Origin of the sequence: Sporosarcina sp. FSL K6-5500, from assembly GCF_038005665.1 — a bacterium.
In the GTDB taxonomy this organism is placed as follows: Bacteria; Bacillota; Bacilli; order Bacillales_A; family Planococcaceae; genus Sporosarcina; species Sporosarcina psychrophila.
Window position 1 is genome coordinate 1123730 of the sequence record NZ_JBBOTP010000001.1, and the last position, 24766, is coordinate 1148495.

28 protein-coding genes are annotated in these 24766 nt (G+C 43.5%); 11 read left to right on the plus strand and 17 right to left on the minus strand.

Annotated elements, in window-relative coordinates; all coding sequences use genetic code 11:
• Positions 1 to 20 precede the first annotated feature (20 nt).
• Entirely contained in the window at positions 21 to 659 is a 639-nt protein-coding gene (locus MKX62_RS04865) for an RsfA family transcriptional regulator (RefSeq protein WP_067213244.1), read from the plus strand.
• Between the two features lie 142 nt (positions 660 to 801).
• Here the strand turns inward: MKX62_RS04865 and MKX62_RS04870 are convergent, their stop codons facing one another.
• A complete protein-coding gene (locus tag MKX62_RS04870) occupies positions 802 to 1644 on the minus strand; it encodes a lipoate--protein ligase family protein (protein ID WP_187045952.1) in 843 nt (280 codons plus the stop codon).
• Between the two features lie 15 nt (positions 1645 to 1659).
• Entirely contained in the window at positions 1660 to 2634 is a 975-nt protein-coding gene (pta, locus tag MKX62_RS04875; protein ID WP_338654919.1) for a phosphate acetyltransferase, read from the minus strand.
• 176 nt (positions 2635 to 2810) lie between these two features.
• Between pta and hemQ the strand changes: the two genes are divergently transcribed.
• From hemQ to gerQ, 3 genes are all read left to right on the plus strand, one after another.
• A complete protein-coding gene (hemQ, locus tag MKX62_RS04880; RefSeq protein ID WP_338654917.1) occupies positions 2811 to 3560 on the plus strand; it encodes a hydrogen peroxide-dependent heme synthase in 750 nt (249 codons plus the stop codon).
• Positions 3561 to 3666: 106 nt separating this feature from the next.
• Positions 3667 to 4086, plus strand: a complete 420-nt coding sequence (locus tag MKX62_RS04885; protein WP_067213257.1) for a cell wall hydrolase — start codon at positions 3667 to 3669, stop codon at positions 4084 to 4086.
• A 24-nt stretch (positions 4087 to 4110) separates the two neighbouring features.
• Positions 4111 to 4461: a spore coat protein GerQ gene (gene gerQ, locus MKX62_RS04890; RefSeq protein WP_067213261.1), complete on the plus strand. Its 351-nt coding sequence runs from the start codon at positions 4111 to 4113 to the stop codon at positions 4459 to 4461.
• A gap of 50 nt (positions 4462 to 4511) precedes the next feature.
• Here gerQ and MKX62_RS04895 read toward each other — a convergent pair whose 3' ends face one another.
• Genes MKX62_RS04895 through MKX62_RS04915 form a run of 5 tightly spaced genes read right to left on the minus strand, consistent with a single transcriptional unit; the run spans position 4512 to position 6922 of the window.
• On the minus strand, positions 4512 to 4892 hold the full coding sequence (locus tag MKX62_RS04895) for a DUF423 domain-containing protein (protein ID WP_067213264.1): 381 nt from the start codon (positions 4890 to 4892) through the stop codon (positions 4512 to 4514).
• A gap of 56 nt (positions 4893 to 4948) precedes the next feature.
• A complete protein-coding gene (locus MKX62_RS04900; RefSeq protein ID WP_187045953.1) occupies positions 4949 to 5212 on the minus strand; it encodes a YwdI family protein in 264 nt (87 codons plus the stop codon).
• Positions 5209 to 5385, minus strand: coding sequence for a uracil-DNA glycosylase (locus MKX62_RS04905; RefSeq protein WP_338654916.1), 177 nt, complete (start codon positions 5383 to 5385; stop codon positions 5209 to 5211). The genes MKX62_RS04900 and MKX62_RS04905 overlap by 4 nt, the downstream gene beginning before the upstream one ends.
• A 49-nt stretch (positions 5386 to 5434) precedes the next feature.
• Positions 5435 to 6121: a uracil-DNA glycosylase gene (locus MKX62_RS04910; protein WP_067213271.1), complete on the minus strand. Its 687-nt coding sequence runs from the start codon at positions 6119 to 6121 to the stop codon at positions 5435 to 5437.
• Positions 6122 to 6127: 6 nt separating this feature from the next.
• Complete coding sequence (locus MKX62_RS04915) at positions 6128 to 6922, minus strand: DUF4230 domain-containing protein (protein ID WP_340740908.1); 795 nt, start codon at positions 6920 to 6922, stop codon at positions 6128 to 6130.
• A 64-nt stretch (positions 6923 to 6986) separates the two neighbouring features.
• Here MKX62_RS04915 and MKX62_RS04920 point away from each other — a divergent pair, with 64 nt between their 5' ends.
• Complete coding sequence (locus MKX62_RS04920) at positions 6987 to 7253, plus strand: hypothetical protein (RefSeq protein WP_067213274.1); 267 nt, start codon at positions 6987 to 6989, stop codon at positions 7251 to 7253.
• 60 nt (positions 7254 to 7313) lie between these two features.
• Positions 7314 to 8147 carry a bifunctional hydroxymethylpyrimidine kinase/phosphomethylpyrimidine kinase gene (gene thiD, locus MKX62_RS04925; protein ID WP_338654912.1) on the plus strand — a complete coding sequence of 278 codons (834 nt, stop codon included), beginning with the start codon at positions 7314 to 7316 and terminating at the stop codon, positions 8145 to 8147.
• 340 nt (positions 8148 to 8487) lie between these two features.
• Here the strand turns inward: thiD and MKX62_RS04930 are convergent, their stop codons facing one another.
• Positions 8488 to 8697, minus strand: a complete 210-nt coding sequence (locus MKX62_RS04930) for a hypothetical protein (RefSeq protein WP_340740909.1) — start codon at positions 8695 to 8697, stop codon at positions 8488 to 8490.
• 61 nt (positions 8698 to 8758) lie between these two features.
• Between MKX62_RS04930 and MKX62_RS04935 the strand changes: the two genes are divergently transcribed.
• The 3 genes from MKX62_RS04935 (at position 8759) to MKX62_RS04945 (ending at position 11446) form a co-directional block, all read left to right on the plus strand.
• Positions 8759 to 9109, plus strand: coding sequence for a YojF family protein (locus MKX62_RS04935; RefSeq protein WP_067213278.1), 351 nt, complete (start codon positions 8759 to 8761; stop codon positions 9107 to 9109).
• Positions 9110 to 9128: 19 nt separating this feature from the next.
• Positions 9129 to 9812, plus strand: a complete 684-nt coding sequence (gene bshB2, locus MKX62_RS04940) for a bacillithiol biosynthesis deacetylase BshB2 (protein ID WP_340740910.1) — start codon at positions 9129 to 9131, stop codon at positions 9810 to 9812.
• A 281-nt stretch (positions 9813 to 10093) separates the two neighbouring features.
• A complete protein-coding gene (locus tag MKX62_RS04945) occupies positions 10094 to 11446 on the plus strand; it encodes a YjiH family protein (protein ID WP_067213282.1) in 1353 nt (450 codons plus the stop codon).
• A gap of 689 nt (positions 11447 to 12135) precedes the next feature.
• Here MKX62_RS04945 and MKX62_RS04950 read toward each other — a convergent pair.
• The 9 genes from MKX62_RS04950 to MKX62_RS04990 form a co-directional block, all read right to left on the minus strand.
• A complete protein-coding gene (locus MKX62_RS04950; protein WP_340740911.1) occupies positions 12136 to 13080 on the minus strand; it encodes an L-threonine 3-dehydrogenase in 945 nt (314 codons plus the stop codon).
• Between the two features lie 342 nt (positions 13081 to 13422).
• On the minus strand, positions 13423 to 14127 hold the full coding sequence (locus MKX62_RS04955; protein WP_340740912.1) for a DNA alkylation repair protein: 705 nt from the start codon (positions 14125 to 14127) through the stop codon (positions 13423 to 13425).
• Positions 14128 to 14291: 164 nt separating this feature from the next.
• Positions 14292 to 15524 carry a glycine C-acetyltransferase gene (locus tag MKX62_RS04960; RefSeq protein ID WP_445683520.1) on the minus strand — a complete coding sequence of 411 codons (1233 nt, stop codon included), beginning with the start codon at positions 15522 to 15524 and terminating at the stop codon, positions 14292 to 14294.
• A 36-nt stretch (positions 15525 to 15560) separates the two neighbouring features.
• Positions 15561 to 16628 carry a hypothetical protein gene (locus MKX62_RS04965; RefSeq protein ID WP_067213289.1) on the minus strand — a complete coding sequence of 356 codons (1068 nt, stop codon included), beginning with the start codon at positions 16626 to 16628 and terminating at the stop codon, positions 15561 to 15563.
• A 100-nt stretch (positions 16629 to 16728) separates the two neighbouring features.
• Entirely contained in the window at positions 16729 to 17361 is a 633-nt protein-coding gene (locus MKX62_RS04970; protein WP_067213292.1) for a YczE/YyaS/YitT family protein, read from the minus strand.
• Positions 17362 to 17487: 126 nt separating this feature from the next.
• Positions 17488 to 17979 (minus strand): Cys-tRNA(Pro) deacylase, encoded by a 492-nt coding sequence (gene ybaK, locus MKX62_RS04975; protein ID WP_340740914.1) that lies wholly within the window; start codon positions 17977 to 17979, stop codon positions 17488 to 17490.
• Between the two features lie 63 nt (positions 17980 to 18042).
• Positions 18043 to 18645, minus strand: a complete 603-nt coding sequence (locus MKX62_RS04980) for a hypothetical protein (protein ID WP_067213296.1) — start codon at positions 18643 to 18645, stop codon at positions 18043 to 18045.
• Between the two features lie 100 nt (positions 18646 to 18745).
• Positions 18746 to 20920 carry a DNA topoisomerase III gene (locus tag MKX62_RS04985; RefSeq protein WP_067213297.1) on the minus strand — a complete coding sequence of 725 codons (2175 nt, stop codon included), beginning with the start codon at positions 20918 to 20920 and terminating at the stop codon, positions 18746 to 18748.
• A 218-nt stretch (positions 20921 to 21138) separates the two neighbouring features.
• Positions 21139 to 23064 (minus strand): cation:proton antiporter, encoded by a 1926-nt coding sequence (locus MKX62_RS04990; RefSeq protein ID WP_231885730.1) that lies wholly within the window; start codon positions 23062 to 23064, stop codon positions 21139 to 21141.
• A gap of 136 nt (positions 23065 to 23200) precedes the next feature.
• Between MKX62_RS04990 and MKX62_RS04995 the strand changes: the two genes are divergently transcribed.
• Together MKX62_RS04995 and MKX62_RS05000 are read left to right on the plus strand one after the other, a co-directional pair.
• Positions 23201 to 24265 carry a PseG/SpsG family protein gene (locus MKX62_RS04995; RefSeq protein WP_340740915.1) on the plus strand — a complete coding sequence of 355 codons (1065 nt, stop codon included), beginning with the start codon at positions 23201 to 23203 and terminating at the stop codon, positions 24263 to 24265.
• A 24-nt stretch (positions 24266 to 24289) separates the two neighbouring features.
• Positions 24290 to 24475 carry an SE1832 family protein gene (locus tag MKX62_RS05000; RefSeq protein WP_067213302.1) on the plus strand — a complete coding sequence of 62 codons (186 nt, stop codon included), beginning with the start codon at positions 24290 to 24292 and terminating at the stop codon, positions 24473 to 24475.
• Positions 24476 to 24766: the final 291 nt, after the last annotated feature.

Here is a 24766-nt window from a genome sequence, read left to right on the forward strand (position 1 = left end):
ATATGACTGGAGGCACGGAGATGGTGAAAGTTAGACAGGATGCTTGGATTGAAGAAAACGATACTTTATTAGCCGACACAGTACTACGACATGTTCGCGAAGGTAGTACACAACTTAGCGCTTTCGAAGAAGTTGGGGACGCGCTCAACAGAACGGCAGCAGCTTGCGGGTTCAGATGGAACGCAGTTGTAAGACGTGATTATGAAAAAGAGCTTTCAGACGCGAAGAAAGAACGCAAACAAGCAATACGTGTACTTGGAAAAGACTTTAAACGACGGGGACAACAATTATATAGCCCTTCGCAAGGACTAGAGGAAGAACAAAAGATTTCCGTTCCGTTATCAGCACTCTCACTCGATACGGTTATCGCATTTCTTGTCCGCATGCATCACACAGGCGTGGGAGATAACGAGTCACTTCGCTGGAGGCAAACTGCTAAAATCGCGAATGAAAAGTCGGAGCAACTCCAAAAAGAAATCGAAAAACTGCAGCAGGAAAATAAAACCCTGCGCGCCGATTACGAACAATTTGTTCAAATTATGAACCGCGCACGCCGTCTCGTCACGCTAGATGATGATGCTGATCGCACAGCACCGGTTTTCAAAATGGAGCAAAATGGAAACCTAGTTTCAAAAGAACCGCCTATCAATCATCATTGATAGGCGGTTTTTCTTTGTTTTTGCTGGGGTGTTGTTTAGTTTTAGGGGGATGTTGTTTACTTTCGACGGAACGTTGTTTAGTTTGGCGAAAACGTTGTCTACTCGCCAAAATAACGCTTTCTCCCACTACTAAACCGATTGTTTATCCGCGCGCCAGCATTTTTTGATTGCGTTCGAAGACTCGGTTCAAATAAAAGGTGTATAACTCCATTTCTTCCGGTTTCAAGCCGCCTATCTCCACATGATCCGCAAGCTCGCGCAACATAAGCTGGATACGAATAACAACATCGTTCACCGTGAGCGGCATGTCCAGAAGTTCTGACAGGGATGCCATCACTTCCGGTTTAATGACCGGGTAAGTAAACTTCGTTTCTTCCCCTTGCAAGCCAGTTTCGTAAAAATCACGGATTAGCTCAGCACGTTCCGCCCCGCTTCCTTCAACGCAAAGGTAGACTTGGACTGCGATACCTTGACGCAATCTACGCTGTGAAATACCGGCGAATTTGCGTCCATCAATGCTCAAATCATACGAGCCCGGACAGTATGACCCTACAATTTCATAGGCTTCAATGCGGTCTCCTGCTTCCGGAAAAAGCATACGAACAAATGCGAGCATTACTTCATAGCCTGCCGGAATATCGATTGAAGAGTCGAGTTCAGATAGAACAATTGATATGTTTAATACACCTTCGTCAAGCACGACTGCAAGTCCACCTGAATTGCGGACAATCGCGTTATAACCTGCATTTTCAAGCGTCGAAACTGCTTCTGTAACATGCGGTAGCCGATGATCCTGGATACCGAGTACGACGGTTTGATTGTGCACCCATGTACGGACTGTCGGGACGCTTATCTGCTGGCCGACGAGATGACAAAGTGTATCGTCGGCGGCGAATGATTCTAGTGCGGAACGGGTACGTGTTGTCATGGATTCATCCACAAAACGCCATGTGGGAATAGTTAAAAAAGACTCATATGATATCATTCCAATTTCTCCTGCTCATAGACTTTGTGCCGCGGTTAACAAGGCAAGCTTGTAGACATCAGCAGCGGAACAACCGCGTGACAAATCATTTACGGGTGCGTTCAATCCTTGAAGAATCGGGCCAATTGCTTCGTAGCCACCAAGACGCTCCGCTATTTTATAACCAATATTACCTGCTTCAAGTGATGGGAAAACGAAGACGTTCGCGTTACCTTTAATGACTGATTCAGGTGCCTTTTTCGCAGCAATTTCCGGAACATAGGCCGCATCAAATTGGAACTCACCGTCGAGTAGCAAATCAGGTGCAAGCGATTGAGCGATTTTCACCGCGTTCGCAACTTTTTCTGTTTCTTCCGTTACGGCAGATCCTTTTGTAGAGAAACTCAGCATCGCAACACGTGGATCCACACCGAATGCCTGCGCTGTTTTGGCGCTTTCAATCGCGATTTCAGCCAGTTCTTGCGCTGTTGGTGCAACCGTAATCGCACAATCTGCAAAGACGAGCCGTTCTTCATCGCCTTTCATCATAATAAAGGCCCCGCTAGTCCTTGAGATACCTGGTTTTGTTTTAATAATTTGAAGCGCCGGTCGTACGGTGTCTGCAGTTGAATGCGCTGCCCCACTCACCAATCCGTCCGCACGCCCTGTATAAACGAGCATCGTTCCAAAATAATTTACATCTGTCAATTGTTTACGTGCTTGCTCCAATGTCGCTTTGCCACCCCGACGTTCCACGAACTTTCCGGCTAGTTCTTCAAAGTAAGAAACACTCTCGGGATCAATGATATCTACTTCCGAAATATCAATTCCTGCTTCAGTTGCGACTTCTTGCACTTCGGTTTCATTGCCAAGAAGAACTGGCTTCACAAGCCCTTCCCCTTGCAAGCGTGAAGCCGCTTCTAGTACGCGGATATCCGTTCCTTCCGGTAGGATAATCGTCTTTCTTTTGCCACTCAAACTTTCTTTAATTCCTTTAAATAAATCAGCCATTAGAAATCCACCTTTCGCATACTCTCATGCTCTAAGCATACACCAATGATGCGGGTGGTAAAAGCGTTTCACTTCATGTCAAATTCGTGACAACAGCGCTAGCAAAGGACGTTTTACAGCCTTCTATGCTACACTCATTTAAGAAGTTAATTCATAATGAAGGAGTTTGATTTCATATGATCGAAGCAGCAAAAACACTTGATGGTTGGTACGTTTTACATGATTTACGCTCGATGGACTGGGCATCTTGGAAATTAGTTTCAAAAGAAGAACGCCAAGCAGCAGTAGAGGAATTTCTTGTTTACCTTGAAAAACTTCAAAAAACAGATGACGATAAAACAGGTGCACATGCTTTCTATACAGTAATTGGCCAAAAAGCTGATTTCATGCTTATGACTTTGCGTCCGACAATGGACGAACTGCAGGAGCTTGAAACGGAATTCAATAAACTCGCAATCGCTGATTTCACGATTCCAGCGTATTCATACCTGTCAGTCGTTGAACTATCGAACTACCTTGCAGGCGAGTCCACTGATGATCCTTATCAAAACCCATATGTACGCGGACGTCTGTATCCTGAACTTCAACGCAGCCAATACATCTGCTTCTACCCGATGGACAAGAAGCGCGATGGCGATGTCAACTGGTACATGCTCGATATGGATAAACGCAAAGAATTGATGCGCGCACACGGTTTGATTGGCCGCGGCTACGCTGGAAAAGTAAAACAAATCATTTCCGGTTCTGTCGGTTTCGACGACTACGAATGGGGCGTTACACTGTTCGCGGACGACGTTCTTCAGTTCAAAAAGTTGATTTATGAAATGCGTTTTGACGAAGTAAGCGCACGCTACGCTGAATTCGGCTCATTCTTTGTGGGTACGATTTTAGAAGGCGACAAAAAAGCAGCATTTTTCAACATCTAAATCGTAAGTTATATCGCCTGACTGTGACTTTGCAGTTAGGCTTTTTTGTATTTGGTAGGCATGTTTCATTCCAGCTGCGCATATGATTCCCCAAGGGGGTTGTGCCGTGGCAGTAATAAAGTACACGGATGCTGAACTGGATCTACTTGCACGGTTAATGCGCGCTGAAGCAGAAGGCGATGGCCAATTAGGCATGCTTTTAGTCGGTAATGTCGGAGTGAATCGCGTACGTTCCGGATGTCTCGATTTCAATGATATACGAAGTTTGCAAGATATGGTTTTCCAAAGTCCAGGAGGCTTCGAGGCTACGACGAAACCGTATTTTTATCAGCGTGCTCGCGAACTGGATCGAAATCTAGCAAGGCGCGTTGTCAACGGCGAACGTTTCACTCCGGGAGAACGATCATTATGGTTTTTCATGCCAACAGGAGATTGCCCGGCACAGTGGTATAACCAATGGAACACAGGTAGATTCAAGTCACACTGTTTCTTTTCCCCAACGGTTCAAGACTGCCCTAACCTGTAACTCAAAAGAAGAAAGGATGAAGAAATGGTCCAATACTATTGGAATCCGCCCTATCAAAATCAGCATGTCACACCGCCGCAAGTAACGCTTCCAGCTGGAGGTAGGCCACCCGGACCACCTGGACGTGAACAGTCATACATCGAAAATATTTTACGATTAAACAGAGGCGAACCTGGAACTTTCCATTTTTCATTCGAACATGCACTGGACTCTGGTAAAAATACGAAAACCGTACGTGGTACCGTAGAGGCTGCTGGACGTGACCATGTTATCTTAAGTGATTCGACAACAGGACATCGTTTTCTATTTCCAATGATTTATTTTGATTATGCTGAATTTGATAATGAAGTGAAGTATTTTCCACAACAGCCCTGAACTTTAAAAATCTTCCGCGAGCCTCGTATAGGGCCTCGCGGAAGATTTTTTTAGTTTGAAAATTTAATAGCTGCAACAATCAGCATGATCCAGCCTGCGATGAATGCAACGCCACCGATTGGTGTGATAGCACCGAGTATGCCGATTCCCGTGAGGCTCAGTACATACAGACTACCAGAGAAAATGATGATACCCGCGAGGATCAAATAACCTGCCCAGCTTAGCTGTGTGACTGGTCCAAAAAGCGATGGACTCATAAGAATTCCGATTGCAAGCAAAGCGAGTGCGTGAAACATTTGATACTGTACAGCGGTTTCCCAAATTGCTAAATAATGTTCGGATAGTTTCTCTTTTAAAGCGTGAGCGCCGAATGCACCAAAGGCGACGGCGATGGCTGCGTTAACAGCCCCTGCAATAATGAAAAATGGCATATAAGCTCCTACTTTCTTATTATGATTTCTATATATCAGCATTTGCGAATCGTCTATCAAAAATCAAATAGCGAGCCGCCGTTTGCATCCTCTTCTTCAAGCAGTTTACCTTCCAACGATGTGATTGACTGCACAGCGCTAGTGGTTGTAAGCATTTTAGGAACAATTTTCTCTTCACGCTTACTTTGCCCACCGAGTGCAACTTCGCAAAGTGATCTGACGGCGGAAAACGCTTCCCGCATCGTACTTTCATCATTGGCGCGCCTCGCAACACTTAGTTGCCGCTCCATTTCAGAGATAATCCGGTCGTATGGTATCACTGTTTAGTGGCCCCTTTCTTCTGTTCAAATTGCAAACAGTCCATGCCAGACGATCTCCTCACGACGACCGATGGCATTTCTCGCGTTTTAAAACCATATGCTTTGCAGCCACGTGGATTTCGCTGATCCCATGTTATGAAGAAATGTTGGCATTGAAAACAATTCACTGCCACAATGCTCCACCTCTTTTCTATCTCAACTTTAGCACTATCACCGTTCTACTTACAGCACGCCGCCTATTCGGCACCAGTCAATCGGCGTCTCATTCCACGATTCAAGCAACTGATTGGTCTTCGAATACGGACGGCTACCGATGAAACCTCGACTCGCGCTTAACGGGCTTGGATGAACCGATTCGATGATTGCGTGTCGCGATACATCAATGAGTTTCTTCTTTTCTTGCGCAGGACGGCCCCATAAGACGAAGACGATTGGATTTTCTCGCTCCGACAAACGCCGGATTACTTCATCCGTAAACGTCTCCCACCCTTGTTTGCGATGCGAATGCGCTTGTCCATCTCTTACAGTAAGTACCGTATTTAACATGAGTACGCCTTGTTGCGCCCACCCCGTCAATGTCCCGCCCTCTGGCAACGGACAATCGATATCAGTTGCGAGTTCCTTGAACATATTGCGAAGACTAGGCGGTATTTTGACGCCGGGCTTTACGGAAAAGCTTAATCCATGTGCTTGCCCAGGTCCATGATACGGATCTTGTCCCAATATAACGACCTTTACCTCATTAAAAGGAGTCAATTTAAATGCAGTCCACAAATCATCCATCTGTGGATGAATCATTTCTTCCTCATATTCCTTCTTCAGGAATTCACGTAGCTTACTATAGTAGGGTTTCTCGAATTCATCATCCAAGACTTCATCCCAATCGTTACCGAAAAGTTCCTTATGCACAACCCATCACTGCTCCTTGAATTCAATCGTCACATCGTAGCCTGCAAATGAAAACATTTCTTTTAGTGTTTTCTCGGCATTCTGCTGCGCCGTTAGCAAGACACCTTGTCCTGTGGCTTCTTCCAATATAAGCACTTTTGCTTCAGCGGCAAGTTCATAGGCCTCTTCAATATTCGCTTTTTCTCGGAAGACTCCTTCGTAGGAATACACTTCAACCTTATCAAAATAAATTTCTGCTCCTCCTAAAAAGGTAGCAGGCGGCAAAGTAAGTTTTGCTGTTTTTTTCTTTTCATCGACAACGACATCTTTTTCCGTAAGGCCGGACATGTCGACACCAGCTTTCACTGATCCTGGAATAACAACCAACAACTGCCGTTTCGTTCCTGGTAAATTGAGTCCGATGCTTTGTCCAAACAATGTATTATCTTGTCGTTCAATGATAACCTTGGTATAAGCTTCAGCAGTTGCGAGTTCGTTCAAGTCTTGGATTTGTTCAAGGAATGCGCCTTTTTGTTCTGTGAATGTGCTCCCTTGTTTTAAAATGAAGAATGTTGCAAACGGCAAAGCGACAATCAACAGTAAAATTAGAAGGGCAATTGCGATGAACGACTTTTTCCATACCGAAAAAAACACTTTCCCGACACGCCAAAATCCGTGCGGACGGTCTTCTACTTCTTCTATCGTCACTGCTGTTTGTTCTTTGGAAGCTTTTAATTCTTTCATTAGCTGTTCGATTTTCTTGTCATCCGCCACTTCATCCCTCTTTTCCTCTTTTTCCGACACTATCTTATACGTTAACATTATAGGAAAGTTCCCTTTCAAACAACTAGAAAGACATGGTACGATTGTATGGGAGGGATGCGACATGGCTGATATGCAATTACGCGACAAAATGAAAAAAGTTTCTGAAGCCGCGAAACATGGTAATCGCGTGCCAGAACGTTCTAAAAACGCTGGACTCGTCGTTTTCCTTATTTTTATAGGGTGTGGAATTATCGTCATGTTTGCTCTTGCAATCGGGCTTATGATAAGCAAACACTTTATCGGTGCTGCTGTGATTTGTAGTATTGCGGCACTGCTCACATACTCCGTTTTCAAAATGATGAAAGCTGATAACATCGGACAATTGTAATTTCCGATTTTTTTGATAAGATTAAGTTAGAATTTATCCAAAAAAGGAGACAGACCAATTATGACGCTTAAAAAGACTTTAACAATCGCAGGATCCGATACATCAGGCGGCGCCGGGATTGCGGCGGACTTAAAAACATTCCAAGAGCACGGTACATATGGAATGACGGCAATTACGGTCATCGTGACAATGGATCCAGACAATAATTGGTCACACGGCGTTTACTCATTGCCAGTCGATGTTTTGAAATCGCAAATCAAAACTGCACTTTCAACAGGAATCGATGCCATTAAAACTGGTATGCTTAGCACAGAAGAAATTATCAAAATTGCAGGAAACGCGATTTCAGAATCAGGCCTCAGTCATGTAGTCATCGACCCAGTTATGGTTTGTAAGGGTGAAGACGAAGTGTTGAATCCTGGAACAGTAGACGCAATGGTTGAGTTCCTTCTTCCAAAAGCAGAAATTGTAACACCGAACTTGTTCGAAGCAGGACAACTTGCTGGCACAAAAACCCCGAAAACGATTGAAGATATGAAAGCAGTTGCAGAAAAAATCCATTCACTAGGCGCTCGCAATGTTGTCATCAAAGGCGGCAAACAGCTTGAGCACGATAAAGCCGTGGATCTGTTCTTTGACGGCCAAACGTTCACTCTTCTTGAAGCGGAAAAAACAGCGACAACTTACAATCACGGCGCAGGCTGTACGTTTGCCGCAGCAATCACAGCCAACCTAGCAAATGGTCTAGATGTAAAGGAATCTGTATTTGAGGCCAAAAAATTCGTCACAGCAGCCATTGCAAACGGCTGGAAACTGAACGAATACGTCGGACCTGTTATGCACGGAGCGAAAAACCGTTTCGGCGCACCTGAAATCACAACAACTGAAATTTAATAACGTTATTTCAATTAAAAGGCCAAGAGCTGTTTTCTCTTGGCCTTTTTTTGTTCTGTTCGTTGGACGCTTTCTGTAGATGGTTGGACACCTCGAGGAGTTTGTTGGACACTTCACCAATTTCGTTGGAAGCTTCACGATTCGTTGGACACTTTACGCGAATGGTTGGACACTTCTACAAATCTGTTGGACACCTCGAGGAGTTTGTTAGACACTTCACGAACTTCGTTGGAAGCTTTACGATTTGTTGGACTCTTTACGAGAATGGTTGGACACTTCTACAAATCTGTTGGACACCTCGAGGAGTTTGTTAGACACTTCACGAATTTCGTTGGAAGCTTTACGATTTGTTGGACACTTCCCGTGAATGGTTGGACACTTCTACAAATCTGTTGGACATCTTGAGGAGTTTGTTAGACACTTCACGAACTTCGTTGGAAGCTTTACGGTTTGTTGGACTCTTTACGAGAATGGTTGGACACTTCTTCAATTTCGTCGGAAACTCCTCGATTCGTCGAACACTCTCTACGTCAAGACCCATGAATCGCATTCAACAGCCCCTTTCTATATACTAAAGAGAAGAACGTTTACAGTTTTAAGGAGGGCTATTCATGGAATTAGTAAAACCAGATCATTTACAGGAACTCATAACTTCTTTTGTTAATAAAGATGTGTACATCCATCTTGAAACAACGAACGGCTCATATGCTACCCACTTCAATGAAAGTGTTTTCAACGCTGGAGCATTCATTCGCAATATCGTTATCAAATTCGAACTCGGTAAAGTGGCTGGCGATTCGCCTCACCGCATCGGATTAAAACTGCCATCTGGCTGGATTTATGCGCAAGGCATCACTCATTATAAACTCGACGAACACGGGCGTTTGCTTATGGCGGGACTCGATGCAGAAGGAAAACTTGCAGTCGCACTTGAAATCAGCGAAACACCATTCACTTATTAATTAAGGAGGCAATTTTTTAATGATTAAAAAAGAACGTCATGTACTTGTCGTATTCCCCCACCCAGACGATGAAGCATTCGGTGTATCCGGTACCATTTCTTCTTACAGAGATATCGGCGTGCCTGTTACGTACGCTTGCTTAACATTAGGTGAAATGGGACGTAACCTTGGCAATCCACCATTTGCAAATCGCGAAACATTGCCTCAAATTCGCAAAGAAGAATTGAAAAAAGCGTGTGAAGCAATGGGACTCGATGATTTACGTATGATGGGATTCCGTGATAAAACAATCGAATTCGAAGATGATGAAAAAATGGTTAAACTAATTGCAGATTTAATCGAAGAAACGAATCCTTCACTCGTCATCACATTCTATCCCGGACTTGCCGTTCATCCCGATCACGACGCTACTGCGCGTGCAGTTGTGCGTGCAGTACGAAGAATGCCAGAAACAGAACGTCCTACACTTCATACACTCGCCTTTGCGAATAATACCATTGAAGTCCTCGGCGAGCCCGATGTCATTCACGATATTTCAGCAAATGCAGATAAAAAAATCGCAACACTCAAAGCTCATGCATCCCAAACCGTTTGGATGATGAAAGACATGGAGATAAAATGGAAAGCGCAGGACCCAGATGCACTTAAATGGCTTAACTTTGAGCGTTTTTATACCTATCAGTGGGATAAAGACTTCGAATAAGAGGATTATAAATGCTTCTCTTCAGGAATATTCATATAGAAAGAGACTACGAAATCACCTTGATTTTATAGTCTCTTTTTTCATGTATTTTTATTAACTAATCAAACTATTTATACCGTAGAACAAAATTCGTTACTATATGATAGCTACAAGGTTTTCCGAAATCAATAGACTGAAAAGTTATAATAGTATATACTTTATTCATTAAGATATAAAACAATATAATGTGTATAATTATTCACCATATACATGTTATACTGTTACAAAAAGGGGAATATAAAATGAAAAAATTTGCTTTATCCACATGGTTCTATTTTCTAGTTCCATCAATTCTCGGTATTCTTTTGTTCATGATCCCGATGAAGTATGCCGGGGACTGGAAAATACCAATTGCCATATTTGCCGATTTACTATCAGGGGCGATTGCTCCGGTTATGCCATGGGTTGCTACAATTACTTTAATTATTGCTGCACTTGGTTCTGTGATATTTTTAGTTATTCCAAAGGACAAAGTTCAGCCTTCGTTTATAACAAATTTATTCAATGTATCGCTCTTTTGGACAATCGTCCGAATTATAGGTGCTATTTTAGCGGTACTTACCTTGCTTCAATTAGGTCCAGAAGCTATTTGGAGTGAAAATACGGGCGCACTACTGCTAAGTGAAACCGGTCTCGTTACATTCCTGTTTACAATCTTTTTATTCGCAGGAATTCTCTTACCACTTCTTCTCAATTTCGGTTTACTTGAGTTTTTTGGAACGATGATGGTAAAAGTCATGCGCCCTCTATTTAAAATACCAGGCCGTTCTTCCATCGATGCACTGACATCATGGGTTGGGGATGGAACAATTGGTGTTTTGTTAACAAGTAAGCAGTACGAAGAAGGTTTTTATACAAAGAAAGAAGCAGCCATTATTGGAACAACTTTCTCTGTTGTATCGATTACATTTTCTATCGTAATTATTGAAAAGGTTGGACTTGGGGCTTATTTTTTACCATTCTATGGTACGGTCGTTTTAACTGGTTTAATCCTTGCATTTATTATGCCGCGGATTTATCCTCTTTCCAGAAAGAAAGATGAATACATAGACGGTAGACCATTTACGGGTGAAGAAGAAAAATCACCAGAAGGATACAGTGCATTTTCACACGGACTTGAAAATGCATTAACAAAAGCGAATAACAGTCGTTCATTGGTTAAAACTTTTTCAGAAGGCGTGAAAAATATTCTTGATATGTGGATTGGTGTTATTCCAGTCGTTATGGCTTTCGGAACAATTGCATTGATTCTTGCAGAGTATACAAGTGTCTTCACGATTTTAGGGAAACCGTTCGAACCGATTCTGTCCATCCTTGGTATCCCCGAGGCGGCAGATGCAGCGCAACTTATGGTCGTCGGGTTCACGGACATGTTCCTACCTGTAATCCTTGCGGATGGTCTGATTACATCTGAGTTGACATTGTTTGTTGTTGCCACTGTTTCAGTAACACAACTCATTTTCATGGCGGAAGTTGGGGGACTTCTGCTAGGCTCAAAAATTCCGGTAAACTTTTTCGAACTTGTTGCCATTTTCCTTTTGCGCACAATCATTTCATTACCGATTATCGCAGGAGTAGCACATCTTTTATTTTAAGGAAACATGAAGACCTTGCAGATTAGTGCAAGGTCTTTTTTGTGGGTGGTTATGATTGGTTCTACGTGGGATATGATCGGGTGGCGTAGCTTATGATCGGGTCGCGTAGCTTATGATCGGTCGACGTGAGATATGATCGGGTCGCGTAGCTTATGACCGGTCGACGTGGGATATGATCGGGTCGCGTAGCTTATGATCGGTCGACGTGGGATGTGATCGGTTGGTGTAGCTTATGATCGGTCGACGTGGGATATGATCGGTTCGCGTAGCTTATGATCGGGCGACGTGGGATATGATCGGTTCGCGTAGCTTATGATCGGGCGACGTGGGATATGATCGGGTCGCGTAGCTTATGATCGGTCGACATGAGATATGATCAGTTCGCGTAGCTTATGATCGGGCGACGTGGGATATGATCGGTTAGCGTAGCTTATGATCGGTCGACGTGGGATATGATCGGTTCGCGTAGCTTATGATCGGTTCACGTGGGATATGATCAGTTCGAAGTAGGTTATGATCGGTTCGCGTAGCTTATGATTGGTTCGACGTAGCTTATGATCGGTCGAAGTAGGATATGATCGGTTAGCATGGGATTTGATCGATTGGCATAGGAAATGATCGGTTCGATAAGGAAGTACCATCTTTCATTCCAAAGTAAAAGCCGCGGAAAATTTCCCGCGGCTTTTACTTTACACATTCAATTTAATTTTCAGTTTCGACAACATGTCCACTGTCATTTTATCCAAATCATAGTTCGCTTTGAAGCCCCATTCATTTATAGCAGCTGTTGGATCAATCGAATCTGGCCAGCTATCAGCAATCGCCTGGCGTACTGGATCTACATCGTATGCCATTTCAAAAGTAGGAATCTGTTTTTTTATAGAAGCTGCGATTTCAGACGGTTCAAAACTCATAGCCGTTACATTAAATGCATTGCGGTGAATCAGTTTCGTCGGATCGGCTTCCATTAAATCGACAATCGCCTGTAACGCATCAGGCATATACATCATATCCATGCGTGTTCCTTCTGCAATATAAGAAGTGTATTTCCCTTCTTCAAGTGCTTTGTAGTAAATATCGACCGCGTAATCCGTCGTTCCGCCGCCCGGTTGAGCTACATATGAGATGAGCCCTGGGAAACGAACGCCGCGCGTATCCATTCCGAATTTGTGGAAATAGTAATCGCATAGTAATTCACCTGCAACTTTATTGACACCGTACATTGTCGTCGGTCGTTGCAATGTGTCTTGCGGTGTATCTTTTTTCGGTGTTGAAGGACCGAATGCACCGATTGAACTTGGTGTGAAAAACTGCATTTCCAGTTCGCGTGATACTTCAAGTGCGTTCATAAGACCGCCCATATTGAGATTCCATGCAAATAATGGCTCATCTTCCGCTTTAGCAGATAATAATGCAGCCATGTGCATCATCGTATCTGCACCGAAATCCTTTGCAAGCGCATGCATATTGTTCGCATCTGTAACGTCAAGTATTTCAAATGGGCCATCTGTTGCCGAATCCATGCGACGTATATCTGTCGCCAAGACATTCTCTGTACCATATTCTGAACGTAACTTTGTAATTAATTCTGAACCGATTTGACCTAAAGCACCCGTAACCATGATTTTTTTCATTATAAATTATTCCCCGCTTTCAAACGTTTGTATTTATGGAGAGTACACGAAAATTATATTTTTATAACTTCACTGATTCTATAGCTTTAATTCATTATAAAACGTTCTCCTAGAAAAGACAACATTGTTTTAAACCTCTACAAATTACTACCAAACTTCTCCAGTATAATTAAAGAAAAATGTAAGATTCACGGTGGTGAGATAAATAAATTCAACATGCAACGATATGTGTTACTTCATAATTAGGTGATTTTTAAATTTAACGAATGAAAAAAGCCCCTAGTTAAGGGCTTTTTGTTTGTATAAGTATGTGCTTGTTCGTTGATATTACTCAAATTTTCATTAACAGCGAACCGTTTTCTTTTTCTTCGGTTCACCGCGTGTTAGTACTTTCTCAATATAATCTGTTGCAAGCGGAACTTTACACGCAGTATTTCCGACATCGACATGTACTTTCCCAACTGCTTCTGCAACTTTTTTTGCTTCATCACGGATTTCAGGCACATAGGCTCCTACACAAATGATGAACTGATTCATATTATAGCGCACTCGGTTAGGCGCTTCATGAATGGTGTTACGGATTTCTTGTAAAAATGAACTTATTTCTTCCAAGTCCAGCTCATCCGCTCCTGCGTACGTAATATAATTCGAATAAGTGCTCCAACCGGCAACCGCCGTCATTTCACGGTCAGACCTAATCCATTCCCTTGCTAGTTTAAGCGCATTTGGACTCTCCGCTGCAACCCATCCCACTGCATATTCTGCATTCATATACCAATTCGCCGCGTCTACCCACCGCTGAAGATCATCCTCTGTCATCAGTTTTGGATCCACTGCAAGCGCTGCGAGATACATCGCATCCGAATTTCCAGTGTCATAAAGTCGAAGCGCTAGCTCATGATCTTTCTTAATATACTTTAAGATTTTCTTCAAATCGCCTACACGAACACCGAAAAACGGTTCGGATGCTCCATGATTCAAGAATGTTGTCTTCGTTTGTTCATTGCCGAATTCTTCAAGCTGCTTCATCACTTCTTCAAACGTCATCAGGGTTCCCCCTTTTTCTTTTCATTTTCTCCTATTTGTCTTGAAGGATGCAAGTTTAGGTCCAGTCGATTGATTAAGTGATTGCTTGCCATGACTCCACAGCGATCCATCTAACCCCTAAAAAATCCCGGACAGCATACAAGCCATCCGGGATTCCTCATTTATTATGAAATTACATTCAGTTCTTTACCAACTTTTTCGTAAATGACGAGTGCTTCGTCAATCATTTCTTTGGTATGCGCTGCAGTTGGCATGTTGCGGACGCGACCTTTTCCTTTAGCGACTGTTGGGAAGACGATTGATTTAGCATATACGCCTTCTTCCGCAAGACGTTTAGAAAATTGTTGTGTCAGCTTCTCTTCGCCGATGATGCATGGTGTGATTGGTGTTTCAGAAGCACCGATATTGAAACCTAATTTCTTAAGTCCCGCTTTTAAGTAATTACCGTTTTCCCAAAGTTTATCATGCAGCTCTGTGGATTCCGATATCTTGTCCAATGCGCCCATAATCGCAGCGACATCCCCTGCAGGAAGTGCCGTCGAGAATAAGAATGGACGTGAACGAACTTTCAGCCAGTCAATCAATTCCTGCGTTCCTGCAACATAGCCGCCGACAACACCGATTGCTTTCGATAGGGTACCCATTTGGAGGTCAATCTCTTTTTCAAGACCGAAATGTTTGACGGTCCCTTTTCCTTTACCAGTAACGCCTGAACCGTGCGCGTCATCGACATAAGTGATCAAGTCGAATTCCTTCGCGATTTTCACTACTTCAGGAAGGTTGGCGATATTGCCGTCCATCGAGAACACGCCATCCGTAATGTACATCACTTTTTCATACAGGCCGGATTCCGTTGCTTCTTTTGCTTTTGCACGGAGGTCGTCCATATCTTGGTGATTAACACGAATGACTTTCGCACCGGAAAGGCGGCAACCGTCGATAATAGATGCGTGATTTAATTCATCCGAAAGAATCGCGTCTTTTTTAGTCATGACAGCGGAAATTGCCGCCATATTACAGTTGAAGCCCGATTGATAAGAAATTGCAGCTTCCGTTCCTTTGAACTCAGCAAGCTTCTTTTCCAACTGAACGTGGATATCGAGCGTACCATTGATTGTACGGACTGCACCTGCACCGACACCGTATTTTTCAGTTGCGGCAATCGCCAATTTTTTCAAATCTTCGTCTGTTGCAAGTCCCAGATAGTTATTTGAAGACAAGTTAATAAGATCTTTTCCTTTAATTTTAATGATTGGGCCGTTTGGTCCTTCAACAGGGTCAATTTCGTTGTAAAGTCCTTGATCGCGAAGTTCTTTTAGATTCTCCTGTAAAAATGCAGTGAGTTTTTTTGACAATGTAATCTTCCTTTCAAACAAATGATACCCCCATTTTAGCATACGACCGGCCCAATCGTAGTATAAAGCGCATACTTGTTAAGTTAGTTCCGAAAGAATTTTCGATTTTTTTTCAAAAACGGATGGCATAATCGCAGTATCCATCGTAGCTTTCATGCTATTTTCCGCTTGTGCATAGGCCTGCATATAGCCAGCCGCGTCAAGCATTTTCTCCGTGTAGGCTTCGTGAATTACACTGATTTCCTTTTCCGCCTCTGCATCTTCCTCACACATATGCACGAGGTCCAGCAATTCATCCCCCGGATATTCCACATCGTAAACATGTGGATTCGTTGCGTCAAGAAGACATACCGACAGTTCAGGGAAAATAACTAAATCGACTCCCGCTGGATCCAGCCCACACCAGCCATATTGAACGTCAAATCCACGCTTTTCCGCTTCGGAGCCTAGCGCTTTCATAAGTGTCGATTTCCCGGTTCCCGGAAGGCCTTTAATAAGAATTCTCCGTTCCAAACGCTTCGTAATGGATGGGATGAAATCTTGCGCCCCTCCAGATGTCAATGAACCGATTAGCCTGTGCGAGACAGCCGCTTCCTTATTCAGCTTGATTGTTCCAAATAATTCTTCTTTTAATGATGCTATTTTGTTTTCATGAACCTCCCACATCATCCTTCTGATATTCACTTTTTCCCAATCGTCATGAATATCTTTTGCTTCCGCTAGCGATTGCAATGCTTTGCCGAGTGCAATTCCAGACTCAGCTAATTTTTCAACAATTATTCCATTTTGCCCTACCAACTTGACTTCATCATAGACATCGTAAAAGCTGATCACTTTATGCTTACCGCCGATATCCGCTGGTTCGAGTGCAACTGGATGTGACGCTTGTAGAATAAGCAAGTTCGGTCCTTTAACATAAATTGCATCCGTTTTGTCGGGTTGCACAGGATCCATGAATCGATCGACGTCATAGCCACGCTTTAAGTAATGCGTAGTAGCTTCATTCAACACGTTTGAGATGGCGTTTGTCGGTGGACATTTCAGAAAAAACGTTTGTGAAGCCGATGCAATTAGTTTGTCATATTTATGGGAGATACCAGCACCTGTATAGGCTGTCCCCATATATTGGGTTATCGTTCCATACATACCGATCATCCTTTCTGTACATACGATTAACGTATGCTCAGACAATAAAAAAAAGCACGGCTTCGAGGCACATGCTTAAAAATAATTAATGAGTTTCGATTTAAAATAAAGCGTCTTCTTCCTCTTCGCCGATAACTTTCAACAAGAACTTGCGGCATTGTGGCAATGTATAATGAGCAATTTGCCCCAAGAATAAAGCAATTAACACAGTCCCAATTCCAATTGGACCGCCGAATAACCAGCCTATAAGTGCGACAATGACTTCAAGTGTAGTACGAACTTTTTTTACGCTGGCTCCGGTTTTTTTAACAAAGACGAGCATAAGACTATCCCGCGGACCCGCTCCGATATTTGGTGAAATATAGATTCCAACGCCATACCCCATAACAATTACACCCACTGAGAACATCAGTATTTGCGCACCCATCGAAGTGATATCTGGTAGCAGCCAGTTGAATAAATCGATAAAGAGTCCAATTAAAATCATATTCAGCCATGTGCCAATCTGCGGCCATTCTTTCAAAACAGCAGCAGTTGAAATGATAATAATGAATCCTGAAATAATCCCCCATGTTCCAATCGTCAAGCCGAAGTTTTTGTACAATCCGACATGCAATACATCCCACGGAGCGATTCCAAGTTTTTGACCTTTAATCGTCATTGAAATGCCTAGCGACAGAACCATCATACCCACCAAAAAGAATGTCCATCTCCATATTAATATCTTTCTCATATAAGTCCTTCTCCCTAATGATAGTGTAAGTAGCTAGCAATAATAAAAGACACCCACGTAGCTAACGTGAATGTCTTACTTGTAATCTATTCATTGTAACATGGCTTCTATCCTATATACAGACCGTCAACTTTTCACTATGTCGATAAAAAGTGCTTCAGTCACCCTAGCCAACTCTCCGGGAATCAGTTTCATTTGTAATCCTGGTTTACCCGCACTAACAATCATCGAGTCGAGACTTTCGGCTGATTTGTCAATGAATGTCGGGTATTTCTTTTTCATCCCGACAGCTGAACAGCCTCCGCGCACATAGCCCGTTTCTTTCGTCAGCTCTTTCAACGGTAGCATATCAAGTTTTTTCACTTCGGCAGCCTTTGCCGCTTTTTTCAAATCAAGTTCGGCAGCTACTGGTACTAAAAAAATGAATAGTTCACGTGGTCCCGCAATCGTGACGAGCGTCTTATAAACGACGTCCACTGCTTGCCCTGTTTTTTCTGCGACGGAAATCCCATCCACCAGACCGTCATTTACGTCGTATTCCATTAGTTCGTAGATTACATTTTCCCCATCCAAAATCCGCACTGCATTCGTTTTTACTTGCTTACCTTGCTTTGCCATTCGTTCATCTCACCTTTCCAACAACAAAAGGTCGCCATTTACTAGGCGACCTTCCGTATCCATTCATGCAATTTTATAAAAGCTCGGCCGATCGATTTCAAATCCCTTCTGTTTCATTAAAACTTGAAAAGAATAAGATGAAATCGCCTTTTCGTACCGTCTTTGCGTAATGAGTATTTCGCGCTCGAGATCGGAGGGAAGTTCTTTGGATGCCATTTTTGCAGTATCGGCTTCTTCACGTGCTGAGGTAATGTCAATTTCGGATTGAGCCCTGTTGTGCAATATGATCTGCGCTTCTGTCCGCATAATTTTTGCTGATGCAGTTGCTGCAAGATTATAATCCGCCGTTGTCGGTTCCGGTTCTGATATTGCTTCAGCCCGCACATCTTTCCAACTAGCAATCGTCTCTTCAAGCGTCGTTCCAATCGGCAGCGCAATCTGCTTCATTTGTCCTGCGCCAAGCTGCCGAGGTTCAGGCCTCTTCGATTGATCGATTTCAGGTTCTTTCTTACCTATCAACAAAGCCTCTAGATTTTCAACCGTTTTCTGATTCTGCCCATTGTATTGCACATTACGATTATAAGCACTTTCAGCATTCCTGCGCCTGCTTGCATCATATCGTTGTATAGGATCGCTTGCTATAGCTTGGGTCATAACGGCATTCATCTTACTTCACCTCCACACTGTCGTATTTGCATAAATCTATTAACTCAAGTATACCCAATTCATTTTGAAGAATAAACCCTACGAAAGCGCTATAAAGGAATCACTTATCGAATAGTTTCTTTAGCGCATCTGCCATCGCCGTATTCTCCAACTCTTCCGGTGCTCCTTGTTTTTTCATGTACTTCTGAACATCACGTTTATCGGCTTTCTTACCGCCTGAGTTTTCTTTACGCTTCTCAAATGCCGATAACTTCTCACGGTGACCACATTTACAAACAAAAATTCGTCCGTCGCCTTCCCCGCGCATCTCCAATTTCTTTTTACAAACTGGGCATCTGGCATTCGTCAGCATTGAGACGTTTTTACGATGACCGCACTCACGGTCCTGACAAACTAGCATTTTGCCACGTTTGCCGTTCACTTCTAACAGTAGTTTACCGCAATCTGGACACGCTTTCCCCGTGACATTATCATGTTTATATTTTTTATCATCTGTTTTAATTTCAGTAACGGTTTGCCTCGAAAAGCCAATCATATTTTTCATGAATTCTTCCTTTTTCATCTGGCCATTCGCAATTTTTGTTAGCCCTTGTTCCCATTCAGCTGTTAGTGCCGGTGATTTCAAATCTTCCGGAACGAGCTCAAGCAACTGGCGTCCTTTAGATGTCGTGTAAATATCATTGCCTTTTTTCTCCATAACAAACGAGTTGAATAGCCGCTCAATGACATCTGCACGTGTTGCAACTGTTCCGAGTCCGCCTGTTTCACCAATCGTTTTGATAAGTTCTTTTGATTCCCCCTGCATGAACTGCGAAGGATTTTCCATCGCTGCAAGCAAAGTTCCTTCATTGAATCGAGCAGGCGGTTTTGTTTGACCGTTCGTCATAACGATGGCTTGAATTTTCACTTCTTCACCTTTTGTAAATGGTGGAAGTGTATCCGTGTCTAGCTCTTCTTCCTCTGTCGAATAAACTTTTTTCCAGCCTTCATCCGTAACAGTACGCCCTTTTGCTTTGAATGTCTCCCCGCCAACTGCGAGTTCAGCGGTTACTTGGTCATAACGGAACGGACCGAAGAAGACAGCTAAAAAACGTTTGACGATTAAATCATATAAACGTTGTTCCTTATCAGATAAGTTTTGAAGAATTGGCGTTTCCTCGGTAGGAATGATGGCATGATGATCTGATACACGTTTGTCATCAATGACGCCTTTCTGCGGTTTAACAGTGCCAGCACGCAGAAGTGAGTTGGTCGCTTTACGGTATGGACCAATATCCACAGCTTTAATGCGCTCTTTCAACGTGCTTTCCATATCTGATGTCAGATGTTTCGAATCGGTACGCGGGTACGTCACCGCTTTATGGCGCTCATATAAATTTTGCAATGTCGACAGTGTCTCTTTCGCTGACCACGACCAACGACGGTGCGCTTCTTTCTGGAGCTCTGTTAAATCAAATAAATGCGGTGCTGGCTGTGACTTCGGTGTCGTTTTCACTTCTATCACTTTTCCAGCATGAACCCCGTCAATTTTCTCGAGTAACTTTTCAACCTGTTCTTTATCGAACGACTGCGTTTGACCCGCTTTATCGTGCCATGTAAACTTCGCGGTTTCCGTCAATGCTTGCATACCGTAGAATGATCTCGGCTTAAAATCACGGATTTGATGCTCACGTTCTGCAATCATAGCAAGTGTCGGAGTTTGAACACGTCCCGTTGAAAGTTGGGCATTGTATTTAACGGTCAGCGCACGCGTTGCATTAATGCCGACAACCCAGTCTGCTTCCGCACGGGCTACTGCTGCCTGATATAAGTTTTCATAAGCGCGGCCGTCTTTCAAGTTGTTGAAACCATCTTTAATCGCTTTATCGGTGACCGATGAAATCCACAACCGTTTAACAGGCTTGCGAACTTTCGCTTGTTCTAGAATCCAGCGTGCAACAAGTTCCCCTTCACGCCCCGCATCCGTCGCGATGATAATATCTTTCACATCGTTGCGCAGAAGCTGTGCTTTAACTGCATTAAACTGTTTCATCGTCTGGCGGATGGGTACCAGTTTGAACGGTGCAGGAATAATCGGTAAATGTTCAAGTTTCCATTCCTTGAATTCATTGCCATAGCCTTCTGGATCCGCATGTGTCACTAGATGGCCCAGCGCCCACGTCACGATATAATTGGTTCCTTCAAGAAATCCATTTCCTTTTTTATTGCAGCCGAGTACCCGCGCGATATCGCGAGCTACGGATGGCTTTTCAGCTAATACAAGTGATTTAGACATAGGTAAATCCCCCTTCTTCATACATCGATTATACGGGAGAACGCGATTGGATGCATGTCGGGCGAATGAATACAGCCCTTGGCGTAAAAAATTCCCCTAACCGGAAAATCCGATTAAGGGAATTGCATCAATTTCATATTTTACGATTGGTGTTCAATGTATCAAAAGCAATGGCCATCTGCCTGTTACAGATCTTAGTCAGCCACTTGGTACTCCATTCATTTCGCAGAAAGTGGTGCATCTCCCGGAATAACCGGCTTTACCTGCTTTTCTTCCCTCGTAAATAAATCTTCTACTTTTTCATAGGATATCGACGTTTCACCGTTCACTCCATCCAGACGCTCTTTCACCCGTTCAATTGTTTTCACAGGTGATGTGAGCGCGATAATTGCATCACCTGCGAAGGCCTGTGGTTCAATTCTTGGTGTGAAGAATTCAATTGTGCCGTCAGCACGTAAAATGTAAAGCAAAATCAATTTGTCATCCCGCTCACGTAAATATTGTGTGTAACTATATTGTTTTGTAATTACCGTTTTACGAATACCATGCCCAGCGTTCATCCGCTCTTCCAAATCATAGATTGAAATGGCAGGTGAGAACAACGACTGTCCTCCCGTTATCGTGAATTCATTAGCTTCGTTCCCGACGTGGAATACCGTCTGATACAAGTTATTACTTCCGAGATGTGGTGCAAAGTCTGAACAAATATGTGCATTGTACGTATCGGTCTTCGTCATTGCGAGGATATACCGATATGGCGTCAAGTCGAGATGATAGTCGATTTGCTCCGATAGGATATCCCCAACGTAACTATTGAGTCCAAGCTTTCGAGCATGTGATAGTCCCGCCCAAGACTGATCGATGAGCAGCACATCATTGCCGGTTTCTTTCACCGATTGGGCAAGCTCTGCGGCGAATCGGGTGCCCCCAACGAGAAGTACACCTGATTCGTCCGTTGTTGTTAGATTCAGCTTCTTAGCCAAGAAGCCAATCGAAAATCCATGTAAGACCACTGTGGAGAATACCAGTGCGAATGTCAGCGCCGTCAATAGTTCTGCGTCCTTGTAGCCATTGTCGAGTAGAATCGTCGCGAAATAGCCTGAAACAGTTAGAGCCACAATTCCCCTTGGTGCAATCCATCCTATTAGAATCTTTTCACGGATGTTTAACTCCGTATTGATTGTTGCAAGCCAAATCGATAACGGCCTGACGATAACTAGCATCGCCAAGACATACAAGATAATATTCAGATTAAATATTTCGATGAGAATTTGCGGATTAAGTGACGCCGTCAACATGACAAATATACCTGAAATAAGAAGAACGGAAATATTCTCTTTGAATTGTCGTATGTCATGCATCGACGTCATGCGCATATTCGCCATTGTCATCCCCATTGCAGTTACCGCAAGCAACCCCGTCTCATGCATGATTTCATCCGCGAAAACAAATGTGAATAAGACGACCGCAAAGAGTACCGGCGCTTTCAGAAATTCTGGAATACCGCCGCGCTCGAACGCACTTCCAATGACCCGGGCAGCCCCCCAGCCAAGGAGTACCGCAAATATAGATGCTGCAAAGAACAACAGCAACGCATTCAATGTCACTTGGCTATTCAAAAATTTGATGAACTCAAAAGCGAATACCGCAAGCAATGCACCAAACGGATCAACAACAATCGATTCCCATTTCAAGATTGCGGCTGGGCGCGGTTTCAGCTTCGCCTGCCTCAATAGCGGCAAGATAACGGTAGGTCCCGTAACAATGAACAGACCACCGATTACAAAGGCAACTGCCCAAGAAAGTCCCGCTAAATAGTGTGCTGCAAGCGCCCCAGCAATCCATGCAATGAATGCCCCAACGGTTACAATACGAGCTATCGGCTTACTAAAGCCTTTAATTTCTTTAAAATCAAGATTCAAACTGCCTTCAAACAAAATAATTGCCACGGCAAACGTAATAATTGGACCAAATAGATCTCCCATACTCTCCTTAGGGTTAATAAGACCGAAAATGGGGCCGACGAGAAGTCCTGCAACAGACATGACAACAATTGCCGGCATCCGAAATTTCCAAGCTGTCCATTGCGATAAAATCCCGATTAAGACAACAAGCATTAACTCGAATAATAGTGAATCGAACAATGGAATCACTCCGTTCCCCAAATGGAAATAATGTTAGTTTACCATACTGGCAGTTTCAGTCCACTAGAAATAGACATATCCCAATCGGTCAATACATAAGGTTATAGGGATGAATTGAACAATCTAGCAAGAAAGGGTGATTCCAATAGACGGACAACAAAAGAAAACAGTCGCCATCCATATTTCCAGGTCGGACGGAAAAGGGACATACCCCGCACGCAGAGCAGCCATGATTACAAACGCCTTGGCTGACGAAATAGATATCGTATACTTATGCGGAGTGGATTCTCCGCCAGTGCCCGAGGGATTTAAAGCAATTTCAACCCCAAGCAATGCGCTATTTTTACAGGCACTCGCGTCGATTAAACCTGATCTACTTCTCCGCGATAGCGGCTCTACTATTCAAGAGGAGATTGAAAAAATAACTGAACTCGTCCCCTCCATCATCCATTTCGATGATTTCGGCGACGGTGGTAAATGTGCTGACCTCGTATTCCAGACATTGTATGTCGAATCGAATGATAGTGCGCCAGATCATTACGTACTTGGACGAGAGAGTTTCATTGCTGACGAACAAATGGCTTCAGTTAAGCACATTGGACTTCGCAAAGCCCAACTGGGACCTCTTCCCCATTTAGTGATTTCATTTGGCGAAGAGGATGAAGGAAACTTGACCTACCGGGCGTTGCGTCATATTATGCAACTTCAAATCCCACTCAAAGTGACCGTTCTCATCGGTGAACAGTATACCCATGATACAAGTACAATCCGTATGATGGCACTCGAAAGGCGGAATACAACCGTATTGGTGCCTCCGTATAACTACGCCGAAATTTACGCCGCAGCAGATATTATTTTATGCGCTTCTGGCTACATGCCTTATGAAGTCGCTGTAATGGGTATCCCTTGCGTCGTGCTCGCACAGAATGATTTCGAAGTGGGGCTTGCTTTTCCGAAAGAACAGCACGGTTTCATTCATCTTGGTCTCGGTCGAAAAGTAAAACAATCGAGTTTGTTGAACGCCATCATGGAACCCCTCTTGCACGAACCGCTACGCAAAAAAGCGATTGCACGACAAACCGCACTCGGGCTCGGGGACGGAAAAGATGCTGTATGCGAAGCGATACGCTATTACCTCGAGTATCCGAAGCGCAATACTAGTGGCGGCGCAGGAAAAAAAACGTCCGATATGCTACACTAAGGTAAAAGCTGAGGTGTTTTTCGGATGAACAAACGTCAAGTAGAAACAGCAATCATGGAACTCAAAATGGACTATATCAGTTTGCAAGGTGATATCGAGAAGCTCGAATCGACCGGTAATGACAGCTTCGTCAAGAAAGCGGAACTGCGTCTTGCAACGTTGGAAGAAAGTCTCGCGGAACTGAACAAGCAACTTGCTGAATTTGAATGAACAAAAAGGCTATCCGGGACAAAGGATAGCCTTTTTGTTATGCATTTTTCCATTCGACTATAACTGCTGGCAGACCGATTGTATCTCCTCGCTGACCAACCATAAATATTCGGCAACCAGCTTTTCAACTCAAAAACTATATATGTTGAATTAAAGAATCCCATTGAATCTGCTGTGGTTCTCGATAATGAGAGAGTTGTAATTCGGGGTGTGGAGTGTAGAACGCTTGGCGCTTTGGGGATGCCTCTCACCGTAAGCCTGGATTAGCGCTTCGCATCCAGTCTTACGGCT

What these genes read in the sequence shown, in the direction of transcription:
- hemQ (WP_338654917.1), top strand. Translation starts at nt 2,811, where the DNA reads ATGATCGAAGCAGCAAAAACACTTGATGGTTGGTACGTTTTACATGAT.
- MKX62_RS04915 (WP_340740908.1), bottom strand. Translation starts at nt 6,922, where the DNA reads ATGTTAACGTATAAGATAGTGTCGGAAAAAGAGGAAAAGAGGGATGAA.
- MKX62_RS04960 (WP_445683520.1), bottom strand. Translation starts at nt 15,524, where the DNA reads ATGCTAAAATGGGGGTATCATTTGTTTGAAAGGAAGATTACATTGTCA.
- MKX62_RS04920 (WP_067213274.1), top strand. Translation starts at nt 6,987, where the DNA reads ATGGCTGATATGCAATTACGCGACAAAATGAAAAAAGTTTCTGAAGCC.
- MKX62_RS04945 (WP_067213282.1), top strand. Translation starts at nt 10,094, where the DNA reads ATGAAAAAATTTGCTTTATCCACATGGTTCTATTTTCTAGTTCCATCA.
- pta (WP_338654919.1), bottom strand. Translation starts at nt 2,634, where the DNA reads ATGGCTGATTTATTTAAAGGAATTAAAGAAAGTTTGAGTGGCAAAAGA.
- MKX62_RS04930 (WP_340740909.1), bottom strand. Translation starts at nt 8,697, where the DNA reads ATGCGATTCATGGGTCTTGACGTAGAGAGTGTTCGACGAATCGAGGAG.
- MKX62_RS04935 (WP_067213278.1), top strand. Translation starts at nt 8,759, where the DNA reads ATGGAATTAGTAAAACCAGATCATTTACAGGAACTCATAACTTCTTTT.
- gerQ (WP_067213261.1), top strand. Translation starts at nt 4,111, where the DNA reads ATGGTCCAATACTATTGGAATCCGCCCTATCAAAATCAGCATGTCACA.
- MKX62_RS04865 (WP_067213244.1), top strand. Translation starts at nt 21, where the DNA reads ATGGTGAAAGTTAGACAGGATGCTTGGATTGAAGAAAACGATACTTTA.
- MKX62_RS04980 (WP_067213296.1), bottom strand. Translation starts at nt 18,645, where the DNA reads ATGAATGCCGTTATGACCCAAGCTATAGCAAGCGATCCTATACAACGA.
- MKX62_RS04985 (WP_067213297.1), bottom strand. Translation starts at nt 20,920, where the DNA reads ATGTCTAAATCACTTGTATTAGCTGAAAAGCCATCCGTAGCTCGCGAT.
- MKX62_RS04895 (WP_067213264.1), bottom strand. Translation starts at nt 4,892, where the DNA reads ATGCCATTTTTCATTATTGCAGGGGCTGTTAACGCAGCCATCGCCGTC.
- MKX62_RS04955 (WP_340740912.1), bottom strand. Translation starts at nt 14,127, where the DNA reads ATGACGTTTGAAGAAGTGATGAAGCAGCTTGAAGAATTCGGCAATGAA.
- ybaK (WP_340740914.1), bottom strand. Translation starts at nt 17,979, where the DNA reads ATGGCAAAGCAAGGTAAGCAAGTAAAAACGAATGCAGTGCGGATTTTG.
- MKX62_RS04870 (WP_187045952.1), bottom strand. Translation starts at nt 1,644, where the DNA reads ATGATATCATATGAGTCTTTTTTAACTATTCCCACATGGCGTTTTGTG.
- thiD (WP_338654912.1), top strand. Translation starts at nt 7,314, where the DNA reads ATGACGCTTAAAAAGACTTTAACAATCGCAGGATCCGATACATCAGGC.
- MKX62_RS04970 (WP_067213292.1), bottom strand. Translation starts at nt 17,361, where the DNA reads ATGAGAAAGATATTAATATGGAGATGGACATTCTTTTTGGTGGGTATG.
- MKX62_RS04965 (WP_067213289.1), bottom strand. Translation starts at nt 16,628, where the DNA reads ATGTATGGAACGATAACCCAATATATGGGGACAGCCTATACAGGTGCT.
- MKX62_RS05000 (WP_067213302.1), top strand. Translation starts at nt 24,290, where the DNA reads ATGAACAAACGTCAAGTAGAAACAGCAATCATGGAACTCAAAATGGAC.
- MKX62_RS04950 (WP_340740911.1), bottom strand. Translation starts at nt 13,080, where the DNA reads ATGAAAAAAATCATGGTTACGGGTGCTTTAGGTCAAATCGGTTCAGAA.
- bshB2 (WP_340740910.1), top strand. Translation starts at nt 9,129, where the DNA reads ATGATTAAAAAAGAACGTCATGTACTTGTCGTATTCCCCCACCCAGAC.